This window comes from Paenibacillus puerhi (assembly GCF_009846885.1).
GTDB lineage: Bacteria > Bacillota > Bacilli > Paenibacillales > NBRC-103111 > Paenibacillus_G > Paenibacillus_G puerhi.
The window spans coordinates 78562-88699 of record NZ_WUWM01000027.1 but is presented as its reverse complement, the minus strand read 5'-3'; the positions used below and the strand labels follow the sequence as shown (position 1 = coordinate 88699).

8 protein-coding genes and 6 tRNA genes are annotated in these 10138 nt (G+C 54.7%); 10 read left to right on the top strand and 4 right to left on the bottom strand.

Features of this window, described 5'->3' with window-relative positions:
- The first annotated feature begins 45 nt into the window (after positions 1-45).
- The 8 genes from GSF01_RS21990 (at position 46) to GSF01_RS21955 (ending at position 5004) form a co-directional block, all read left to right on the top strand.
- Positions 46-120: transfer RNA gene (locus tag GSF01_RS21990), tRNA-Glu, on the top strand.
- Between the two features lie 5 nt (positions 121-125).
- Positions 126-201 (top strand) — tRNA-Val (locus GSF01_RS21985).
- Between the two features lie 6 nt (positions 202-207).
- Positions 208-284 (top strand) — tRNA-Met (locus GSF01_RS21980).
- An 11-nt stretch (positions 285-295) separates the two neighbouring features.
- A tRNA-Asp gene (locus GSF01_RS21975) sits at positions 296-372 on the top strand.
- 73 nt (positions 373-445) lie between these two features.
- Positions 446-520, top strand: a tRNA-Gly gene (locus tag GSF01_RS21970).
- An 18-nt stretch (positions 521-538) separates the two neighbouring features.
- Positions 539-615 (top strand) — tRNA-Pro (locus tag GSF01_RS21965).
- Positions 616-878: 263 nt separating this feature from the next.
- Entirely contained in the window at positions 879-1370 is a 492-nt protein-coding gene (locus tag GSF01_RS21960) for a YhcH/YjgK/YiaL family protein (protein ID WP_159887443.1), read from the top strand.
- A 346-nt stretch (positions 1371-1716) separates the two neighbouring features.
- Positions 1717-5004: an OmpL47-type beta-barrel domain-containing protein gene (locus tag GSF01_RS21955; protein WP_159887442.1), complete on the top strand. Its 3288-nt coding sequence runs from the start codon at positions 1717-1719 to the stop codon at positions 5002-5004.
- Positions 5005-5064: 60 nt separating this feature from the next.
- Here the strand turns inward: GSF01_RS21955 and GSF01_RS21950 are convergent, their stop codons facing one another.
- Positions 5065-5616, bottom strand: coding sequence for a DUF2812 domain-containing protein (locus GSF01_RS21950; RefSeq protein ID WP_159887441.1), 552 nt, complete (start codon positions 5614-5616; stop codon positions 5065-5067).
- Positions 5609-5956, bottom strand: coding sequence for a PadR family transcriptional regulator (locus GSF01_RS21945; protein WP_407945789.1), 348 nt, complete (start codon positions 5954-5956; stop codon positions 5609-5611). The genes GSF01_RS21950 and GSF01_RS21945 overlap by 8 nt, the downstream gene beginning before the upstream one ends.
- Before the next feature lie 205 nt (positions 5957-6161).
- Here GSF01_RS21945 and GSF01_RS21940 point away from each other — a divergent pair, with 205 nt between their 5' ends.
- Positions 6162-6557 (top strand): RDD family protein, encoded by a 396-nt coding sequence (locus GSF01_RS21940; protein WP_159887440.1) that lies wholly within the window; start codon positions 6162-6164, stop codon positions 6555-6557.
- 204 nt (positions 6558-6761) lie between these two features.
- On the opposite strand, the gene GSF01_RS21935 is transcribed toward GSF01_RS21940, so the two are convergent.
- Together GSF01_RS21935 and GSF01_RS21930 are read right to left on the bottom strand one after the other, a co-directional pair.
- Positions 6762-7763, bottom strand: coding sequence for a FecCD family ABC transporter permease (locus tag GSF01_RS21935; RefSeq protein WP_159887439.1), 1002 nt, complete (start codon positions 7761-7763; stop codon positions 6762-6764).
- A complete protein-coding gene (locus GSF01_RS21930) occupies positions 7756-8742 on the bottom strand; it encodes a FecCD family ABC transporter permease (RefSeq protein WP_159887448.1) in 987 nt (328 codons plus the stop codon). Before GSF01_RS21930 ends, GSF01_RS21935 begins: the two co-directional genes overlap by 8 nt.
- A 227-nt stretch (positions 8743-8969) precedes the next feature.
- On the opposite strand from GSF01_RS21930, the gene GSF01_RS21925 reads away from it, so the two are divergent.
- The gene (locus GSF01_RS21925; RefSeq protein WP_201305464.1) at positions 8970-9983 is read left to right on the top strand and encodes an ABC transporter substrate-binding protein; all 1014 of its coding nucleotides are present in this window, start codon (positions 8970-8972) and stop codon (positions 9981-9983) included.
- Positions 9984-10138: the final 155 nt, after the last annotated feature.

Below are 10138 nucleotides of genomic sequence, written 5' to 3'. Positions count from 1 at the left end.
TGCCATTCAGGTGGCTTTTCTTTGAAACCTGTCTGATGTTATCAAGGCCCGTTGGTCAAGGGGTTAAGACACCTCCCTTTCACGGAGGTAACAGGGGTTCGAATCCCCTACGGGTCACCATCTATGAACGCTTAGCTCAGCTGGGAGAGCATTACCTTGACAGGGTAAGGGTCGGCGGTTCGATCCCGTCAGCGTTCACCATACTACCGCGGGGTGGAGCAGCCCGGTAGCTCGTCGGGCTCATAACCCGAAGGCCGCAGGTTCAAATCCTGCCCCCGCAACCAATTTAATGTGTGGAGCCGTGGTGTAGAGGCCTAACATGCCTGCCTGTCACGCAGGAGACCGCGGGTTCGAATCCCGTCGGCTCCGCCATGATTACTTCCTGTGTAAACGGGATGAGAACACTTGGGTTCGCCGGAGCAACAGATTCATCATTATTGCTTATGCGGAAGTGGCTCAGCGGTAGAGCATCGCCTTGCCAAGGCGAGGGTCGCGGGTTCGATTCCCGTCTTCCGCTCCATGATTACTTGTTCAACGTCGGGACGTAGCTCAGCTTGGTAGAGCACCTGGTTTGGGACCAGGGGGTCGCATGTTCAAATCGTGTCGTCCCGACCATATGTAGGAAATCATCATCCGTCAACTGCGAGGTTTCGCAAGTTGACGGATTTTTTGTTTTCTTAGGGGGAATACCAGACCGAGGAGACAACAGAACGATGTACAACATCTTGAAACAGGCGTATAATCAACGGCAGTAGGGTATAGGGCGCTGCGCCTTGGCCGGTCGTGGGCGCTCAGGCTCAGGCAGAGAAAGCTGGAGCAGGAACGGCAGATGGCAGGTGGCAGGTGTATGCGTACTCCATGTATAGGGAGAGCGACATATGATTTTCGGAGATATGCGTCATTATGAAAAGGAACGTCATACATACCCGGCGGCCATACGCAAGGGGCTGGAGAGCATCGTCGACCTGAAGCTGGCTGAACGGGAAGCAGGACGTTACGAGATTGAAGAAGGGCTGATGTTTGCCCTTGTGCAGGAGCCCGTAACGAAGTCCGAGCAGGAGCAGAAGTTCGAGTCGCACGAGCAGCATGTGGATATTCAATATCTGGTCATCGGAACGGAAAGCATCCGCGTCCTCAGGCACTCGGACTCATTGAAGGTGACCGAGGACCAATTGGCGGACAAGGATTACGCTTTATACGAGGATGCGGAGGGAGCTTCCGATCTTTTGTTGAAGCCCGGACAATTCGCCGTATTTTACCCGTGGGACGTACATAAGCCTTGCTGCTCGGTAGGAGGCCATGACCAGCCGATCAAGAAAGTCGTCATTAAAATCCATAAGCGGCTTTGGGAGGAAGCAGGCGCTCAATAGAGCGTCGACTTGCTGGAATGCAGCTTGAGAGTAAGCATTAGCCTTTCGGAAGATAGCAAAGTACGAAAAGCATAGCCCCTGATCTTGGCTTGTCCTTAGCGGCAAAGTGCCATGGCCAGGGGCTTTTTCCTCAGCTTGCCGGGTCGGGAAGGGCTGGAAGGCATCCGAATGGACGCAACAGCGCGCGGCAGCCATGAGCTCCGCGAATGGTTGATGCGGGAGAGCGGCTGATTGTAAGCCTCACATTTGCAAGCCCCGAATATTTACAAAAAACTATCAATTTTCCTTATATCCCTTGTGGTAGAATAAACATGTGACATTCATTATTTTACTAGGGAGGAATATGATGGTAACGTTTGCTAGATTCAAGAAGACATGGTTGAAGTCTGTGCTGGCTCTGTCCCTGGCCCTGCCTGTACAGGCTGGTTTGCTGGTGGGGACGCCCTCGGCACTGGCCGAGGGCCCGGCTGACCCGGCTCCCTACATCGAAGCCAAAGTCGTCAATGAGAACGCCGGCAAGAAGGTGCTGTTCGACAATACGCATGCCCAGACGGCGGGGGCGGCCGACTGGGTCATCGACGGAGGTTTTTCGGATTTCGGTCAGGCCCTGGCGGCTAATGGCTATTATGTGAAGGAGCTGCGCAAGGCGACCCCTTTTACTTATGATGATTTGAAGAGCTATGATGTTTTCATCGTTGCGGAGCCTAACATTCCGTTCAAGCAAAGCGAGCAGGCGGCCATGGAACGCTATGTACAGGAAGGCGGCGCTATCTTTTTTATCGGGGATCATTACAATGCCGACCGCAATAAAAACCGCTGGGACGGCTCTGAAGCAATCAACGGTTACCGGCGCGGGGCTTGGACCGATCCGGCCAAGGGCATGAGCACGGAGGAAAGGAACTCCGCTGCGATGCAGGACGTAGCCAGCTCCGATTGGCTCGGGACGAAGTTCGGCGTCCGCTTCCGCTATAATGCGCTCGGTGACATTACGGCGAATAACATCGTATCGCCTGCTCAAGCGCTAGGCATAACCGCAGGCGTATCCCACGTGGCGATGCATGCCGGCTCGACACTCGCGATCATCGACCCGACCAAGGCGAAGGGAATCGTCTATTTGCCCCAAACGAACGCGGCATGGCCGAATGCGGTCGATCAAGGGGTGTACAATGGCGGCGGCGTAGCCGAAGGTCCCTATGTAGCCATCAGCAAGGTCGGCGCGGGAAAAGCGGCTTTTATCGGCGACTCTTCGCCGGTTGAGGATGCGACGCCGAAATATTTGCGCGAAGAAACAGGTGCCCGGAAGACGACGTACGACGGCTTTAAGGAGCAGGATGATGCGGTGCTGCTCGTCAATACGGTCAATTGGCTGTCCAAGAAGGAAAGCTACACCAGCTTAACGCAGGTTGCGGGACTTCAGCTTGATCAGCCAACGGCGCTGCTGCCGTTCGAAGCCCCCGAAGCCTCGACTGAGCCGCAGGCTGAGCCTTGGTCGGCACCGGCCGCGGGCTACAAGTGGTGGGATCGTTCGACCTTCAAGGCAGGCTCCTACGGCGGACCGGCCTCCAGTGCGAACGCCTCCTACAGCTTCGTGCATCAAGCCCAGCTGCCGAATGCGCAGGAGTTTCAGATCCGTGTCGTCGTTGACAACTTGCCGGCGAATACTACGGTATCCGGCTTCAGTGCAGGTATTTATTTGACCGGCGGTACGCAGGTGGCTTTGGTCCAGAATGCGGATGGCACATGGCCGACCGCTTATGGGTATAGCTCGGCCTTCAGTGTAACCTCCAACAGCCAAGGGCGGGGCTATAAGGATCTCACCGTTCGGGTTAAGCCAGGCACCAGCGGTGCGGCTAACCTCCGGCTGAGGCAGAATGGCACCAATCTGCTCACCAACAGCGTAACGCTTGCCAATGTGCCGGCTGAGCCGCTTCCGGCCGAAGAGGGCCCGATCCCGGCCAAGATTACGGTGGCGGAAGCCCGCAGCCAAGCAGAGGGCAAGGTCGTCACGGTAGAAGGCGTCGTCACGACGGAGCCGGGGGCATTCGGCGGACAAGCCTTTTACCTGCAGGACGCGACCGGCGGCATCTATGTATTTCAGAGTCTGAGCGGTTTTCATCAGGGAGACGTCGTTAAAATTACCGCGCCACTGGCCATTTATAACACGGAGCTGGAGCTGATCGAGCCTGTCTCCATCGAGAAAACGGGAACCGCGCCAGTGCCCGCTGCGGTGCAGGTCGCATCCATCCATGATGCTAACCAAGGTCAATTGGTCGAGCTTCGCGAGGTGACCATCCGGAATATCGTAAGTGCGGCACCGGCCGGCTCGTTCGAGTTCGATGCGGTACAAGGGACGGTCAGCAACCATGTACGCGTAGATGTCCGGACAGGGCTGTCGCAAGCGGATTTCCCTTATCAAGAAGGCCAGGTCGTCAGTGTGAAAGGGGTCTCGGCTATTTTCAAGGGGATTTATCAGTTAAAGCCGCGCGGACTTGGCGATTTTTCGGCTCAAGCCGACACTACGCCTCCGGTTACGACCGCCTCCTTATCCCATACGGCTAATGCAAACGGCTGGTTTAACCGGAATGTGACGGTAGCGCTGACGGCTGAGGAAGCCGATTCCCTACCTGTCAGCACGTATTATTCGGTGAATGGAGAAGCCGCAGTTGAATACAAGGGGCCGTTCGTCCTTGACCAGGAGGGCACGAACACGGTTCAATATTATTCGACGGACAAGGCCGGCAATCAAGAGGCCGCAAAGTCCGTGATCGTAAAGCTTGACACCACGGCGCCTGCTGCGACGCTGACGCAATCCGGAAAGCCGGTAGGCGATGTGAAGGATACCGAAACCGTAACCTTCGACCTGGCCGTTACGGACACGCTGTCCGGAGTGGCGGAGCAAAAGCTGCTGCTTAATGGGCAAGAGATCAGCAGCGGAACGTCCCGGCCCGCGAAGGATCTCGGACCGGGTACGCATACCGTCGAATACCGTGTCGCCGATGCGGCCGGCAATGTAGCGGAGAAAAGCTTCACCTTCAAGGTGACCAAACCATCCACAGCCGGTGCACCCGGTCAAGCGGTGCTCTCTGACGACAACGGTCAGGACGGATTGCGCGACGGCAGCTATACGATCACCATGAATCTGTGGTGGGGCACTAACGGCTCCGAATTCCGCTTGTATGAAAATGGCACGCTGATCAACACGACCAGTCTGACCGAAGCGACTCCTTCCGCTCAGGTGGCGAAGACAGCAGTAGCCGACCGCGTCAATGGCAAGTACACGTATACCTGCGAGCTGATCAATGACAGCGGCTCGACGCCTTGCCAGCCGCATACGGTTACCGTTACGGACGCTTCACCGGCAAAGCCTGTCCTGTCCCAGGATAACTGGGATGGCGATGGCAGCTACCAGATCACGATGAACATGTGGTGGGGCACGAATGGCTCGGAATACCGGCTCTATGAGAACGGTCAACTGATCGAAACCAAGCCGCTTGCGGTGGCATCGCCGGCCGCACAGCAAGCCGTGACGGCTCTCACCGGCCGACAGCCGGGCAAGTATGAGTACAAAGCCGAGCTGGTCAATGGCTCAGGCAGCACGTTTAGCGAGACGATTACGGTTAACGTAGTGAAATAAGGAAGGATAGACAAGGCCGCAGGAGAAGCTTCCTGCGGCTTTTTGTCGCTTTCGGAGGCCCTATATTCGGGAGCGCAGCTTCCTGACCCTTAGCCAATAAGCGGTGTACACCATAACGGAAGGCACGAGAAGTGCGGAACTGACGGACAGGGCGACAATGGAGATAAGGCGGGCCGTATCGTGGCTCCAAACCTCCTCTGCCATATAGGAAATGCCTAGCCCGGCCGCGGTAACTGCGAGCATGACGAGCATGAGGGCTTTGAAGGAGCGGAGGGCGCGCATGTATTTCTCATAGGTGGTGCTGTGATCAGTGTAGATCGATTCCGTCCCTGGTTCCGCAGCAAATATATGGAGGTCTCCCGCCGAGCATACGTGCCGCCAGCCCCCAGCCTCGAAAATATCCATATAGCCGCTGCGTTCATCTGCCTCTAACGAGCGTATGTCGAGGCAATAGATCAGCTTGCGAGGCGTTCCTTTACGGAGCTTGTATCCAAAAAATGCGAATTTTTCGAGAAACCATCCCTGCTCAGAGAGCTTACTTAATTTGTTCATTTCCCGATACTCGGCAAATGCCAGTCCTGCCGAGCCCATATAGCGTGTCTGTCTAGCCATCTTTGGATTCCTCCTCTATCGATTGAAGGACAAGCCTTCCGTGCTGGGCCATTCTCAATCTGCGTTGTACCTCGCTTACGACGATTGCCCTTCCTTTCTCCGTGACACGGTACGTTTTACGACGTTCGTCCTTGTCGTCATCCAGCAGAATATAGCCCGTTTCTTGCATTTTCTTGATGAGCGTGTAGAGTGTAGCCGGACCGATCTTCACTTCTCCTTCGGTCAGCTCTTCGATCTCTTTCATGATGGCGTATCCGTGCTTGGGGGAAAGCAGCGCAAGTAAAATGTAATAGGCTGAGTCTGTCAACTGGTCCATCTGAAGCGAATTGGCTCTGGACAATCGATCACTTCCTAAGTAAAAAATAATATATCGACACTCGATATATCCATAATGGATATATCTAATATGGATATAATAATTCGCTTTTTATCAATTGTCAAGAAGGTTAACGGCCTCCTTGTTAAGGTTCGGCAGCATCTCATTATCGAAACGGTATAACCTGGATGGATAGCGAATATAATGGACGGTATCATAAGGGGGTGCCATGATGCAGGCGGGATTTTGGATAAGGCTTGGCGCGTTATTATTGGATGCGTTGATTATTGCGGTTCCTTTGGCCATTATCTCCTCATTATTAGGCGAGGGAGGGAGCGGCGAGAAGCAGCTGACGAATGTTCTATCTTTCCTGTATTCCTTGCTTGTTCCTGTCTTCTGGAGGGGATATACGGTAGGTAAGCGGCTGTGCGGTATTCGCATCGCGAAGCTGGATGGTTCGCCGCCCGGGCTGGGGACTATGCTGCTGCGCAATGTGGTAGCCGGGGTTGTGTACGGATTAACGCTGGGATTGGGGCTTATCATCAGTATCGTGATGGTCGCTGCCAGGGATGACAAGCGCTCGCTTCACGATTTGATTGCGGGGACCGAGGTCGTCTATGACTGAGCTGATGCCGGGAGGAGCCGCAAAGGCAAGGAAGCAGCCGAATGCGGCAGGTGAAGAGAGATCGGCCGAATGAATAGAAGGATTACCCGAGGGAACCGATGAGGCTGGTGGAACGGCAGGTATACGGCGCAGATGGCCAAGAAATTCAAGCATACGATGCACGGCTGGAGCTAGGTGAAGGTTGTCCCGGACTACAGGCGCGGCCTATGAGGACCTGCGCCTGAACAGCAAATACATGAAAAAGGGAGCGCCGATGCCTGCGGTAAATACCCCTGCCGGAATATCCAGCGGCTGAAATAACATTCTTCCGGCCAGGTCGGCTACTAAAAGAATGATACCGCCTACCAGAGCTGATACGGGTATCAACTGATAGTACGAGTTGCCGGCCAATCTTCTGGAGATATGGGGAGCCAGCAAGCCGATGAACGAGATCATGCCCGCGATGCCTACCGCAGCGCCGGCTAGCGCTACCGTGTAGCAAAGGACAACCAATCGGCTGAGCTGGAGCCGGCTTCCCAGCCCGACGGCCGCAGGTTCCCCCAGGGATTGAATGTTCAGCTCTCTGGCATAGAGCATGGAGAGCGGGATAAAAAGCGATACCCAAGGCCATAAGGCCCCGATATGCTTCCAGCTTGTCCCATAGATGCTGCCCGTCGTCCAGTTCAAAACCTGTGCAGCCAAATAGGCCGGTCCGCTGATGAGCAAATAAGTCGTAAGCGCGCCCATAGCGGTAGATATGCCGATTCCGATCAAAATGAGCCGGAAGGGGGACACCCCGCGTTTCCAGGCCAGTCCATAATTAACCGCGGCAGCGATGAATGCGCCTATAATGGCAATGAAAGGTATCCAATGGATGCTGTACTTGCCTGTAAATATCGTCATGAAGGCGACCACGGCAACGGAAGCGCCACCCGTCACGCCGATCAGGTCGGGGGCGGCCAGCGGATTGCGGATCACCCCTTGAAGCAGAGCGCCCGACACAGCCAGGGCCGCTCCCACGAGCAGAGCCGCTACAATACGAGGCAGCCGGAACTGCATCAGAATCAAGTCGCTGCTTCCTGTGTTCTGTCCTATCAGGGATAAGACGACTTCGCGTACGGGAATCCGTACGCTCCCCAGCGACAAGCTGAGGACAGATAGGCATAGCGCGATGAGGATAAGTATCGTCAGGATGGATATCGAATGGCTTTTTCGACGTTTAATCATGATTACTCCTTCTCGCCACATGTATCAGGAAAGGAACCCCGATCAGCGCCGTAGCGACTCCTACCGGAACTTCTTTGGAAATGATGATGAAGCGCGACGCTACATCCGCGGCTACGAGCAGCAGGGCGCCGATGCAGGCGCAATAGGGCAGCAGCCAGCGATGGTCGTTGCCTATGAAGGAACGGCACAGATGGGGGACGATCAAGCCGACGAAGGCAATAGGTCCCGCGGCAGCGACAGAGCTTCCGGCCAGCAGGACGATGACGGCTGCAGCTAAAGCTCGAACGAGCATGAGCCGCTGGCCGAGTCCTTTGGCGATATCATCGCCCAAAGCGATAATATTCAAGGAGCCGGAAAGCGCCATAGCGATCACCCAGCCGATCATCATGTAGGGAAGCACGATAAGCAGATGCTCCAGCTGCCTGCCTGAGACGGAGCCGATCATCCAGAACAGGGCGGTTTCCAGGGAATCCTTCCGGATCAAAATAATGCCCGATGTAACGGCCGAGGCGAAGGCGGCTACGGAGGCGCCGGCCAACGTCAGCTTGACAGGCTCGAAGCGGGCCCCTCCTTGGAGCGAAAGCAGGTAGACGAATAATGCGGTGACAGATGCGCCGAGGAAGGCGATCCAGATCATGCTGCTCATCGTTAGCGCCGAGCCGAAGAAGGCAAGTCCGATGACGATAAATAGAACGGCCCCTGCGTTGACCCCGAAAATAGAGGGGGAGGCAATGGGGTTTTTCGTGATCACCTGCATGACGGCTCCGGCTACCGCGAGGCTTGCTCCGACCATAGCCGCTACGATGGCCCGGGGGACGCGGGTATGGGTGAGTATAAGATGCTCGTTGGAGCCGTTGAATTGGGTGTAGGCCAGCCATAGATCGCGGATGCCGAATTGTTGATGGCCATATAGAATACTGGCGAGCAAAGCGAGCAGAAGAAGGATAAGGCCCGCAGCAAGGCCGAGCGTTTTCAGCATAAAAGGATTTCGGAAGAGAGCCAAGCCATTCACTCATTTCGATTGGGAAGTAGCGGGATATACCCTTAAAAATAGTATGAGATAGATCGGTAGTTTGTCAATGATTATAATTCTCATTATCAATTAAGGATTGACAGTATGAAAGATTTACCTTATATTTCAATTGATAATGATTCGCAATATCATTTGATTAGAAACAGATTATATCGTTTAGGGGAGAGAATACCATGCATTCCTTGTTTAAGTTCACCCGTTTATCCATGCTGCTGGCGATGGCCCTCATGGTGTTGGTTGTCGCAGGCTGCGCAGGCAATGGTCAAGAGGCAGCTCCGACTACCACTGCTCCGGCCTCGAAGACGGAAGCTCCAAAGACGGAGCCGGCCGCTGCGGAAGCCCCGCGAGTGATCAAGCACGCTATGGGCGAAACGACGTTAACCGGCACGCCCAAGCGGGTCGTGATCCTGACCAATGAAGGGACCGAGGCTCTGCTGACCGTCGGCGTCAAGCCGGTAGGCGCCGTCCAATCCTGGAGCGGAGAGCCGTGGTACGATCACATCAAAGCGGAGATGAAGGACGTTACGGTCGTTGGCGATGAGCTGCAGCCGAACATCGAATTGATCGCAAGTCTCAAGCCGGATCTGATTATCGGCAACAAGGTCAGACAGGAGAAAATCTATGAGCAGCTGAAGCAGATTGCGCCGACCGTGTTCGCCGCTAATTTGAGCGGAGATTGGAAGATTAATTTCAAGCTGTATGCGGAGGCTCTGAATAAGAAAGAAGAAGGCGAGAAGGCGATGGCTGCCTTCGATAAGCGTGTCGAAGAAGTGAAGGCCAAGCTGGGGACCAAAGCGGCGACTAAGGTATCGATTGTCCGCTTCTCGCCTTCTCAGGTGCGGATCTATCAGAAGCAAACCTTCTCGGGAGTCCTGCTCAGCCAGCTTGGCATTGCCCGTCCGGCCTCACAGGATAAGGATTCCTTCGTCGAAGTGTTGACGAAAGAAAATATTCCGAGCATGGATGGAGACGTGATGTTCTACTTTGTTTCCAACACGGAAGGGAAGACGGATGCTAGCCAAGTAGCCCAAGAGTGGCAGAACGATCCTTTGTTCAAGAACTTGAACGTATCCAAGACGAACAAGGTATTCGAGGTCAAAGAATCGATCTGGAATACGGCAGGCGGCTATAAAGCGGCTAATCTGCTGCTGGATGAGCTGGCCGTTCATTTCGAAGTTAAATCATGACGGCTCTACGTCATGTAGAAAAGCTGATGCCAGGGCACAAGGCATCAGCTTTTTTTCGTGGTATGACAGCATTAGGCCAAGGACTTGATGGATCTGAAGCCGTTGTATTCCCTATTTGACACTTCAGGGTCCTCCAAGTAAGATAAGTAAAACGT

What these genes read in the sequence shown, in the direction of transcription:
- GSF01_RS21960 (WP_159887443.1), top strand. Translation starts at nt 879, where the DNA reads ATGATTTTCGGAGATATGCGTCATTATGAAAAGGAACGTCATACATAC.
- GSF01_RS21955 (WP_159887442.1), top strand. Translation starts at nt 1,717, where the DNA reads ATGGTAACGTTTGCTAGATTCAAGAAGACATGGTTGAAGTCTGTGCTG.
- GSF01_RS21950 (WP_159887441.1), bottom strand. Translation starts at nt 5,616, where the DNA reads ATGGCTAGACAGACACGCTATATGGGCTCGGCAGGACTGGCATTTGCC.
- GSF01_RS21940 (WP_159887440.1), top strand. Translation starts at nt 6,162, where the DNA reads ATGATGCAGGCGGGATTTTGGATAAGGCTTGGCGCGTTATTATTGGAT.
- GSF01_RS21935 (WP_159887439.1), bottom strand. Translation starts at nt 7,763, where the DNA reads ATGATTAAACGTCGAAAAAGCCATTCGATATCCATCCTGACGATACTT.
- GSF01_RS21930 (WP_159887448.1), bottom strand. Translation starts at nt 8,742, where the DNA reads ATGCTGAAAACGCTCGGCCTTGCTGCGGGCCTTATCCTTCTTCTGCTC.
- GSF01_RS21925 (WP_201305464.1), top strand. Translation starts at nt 8,970, where the DNA reads ATGCATTCCTTGTTTAAGTTCACCCGTTTATCCATGCTGCTGGCGATG.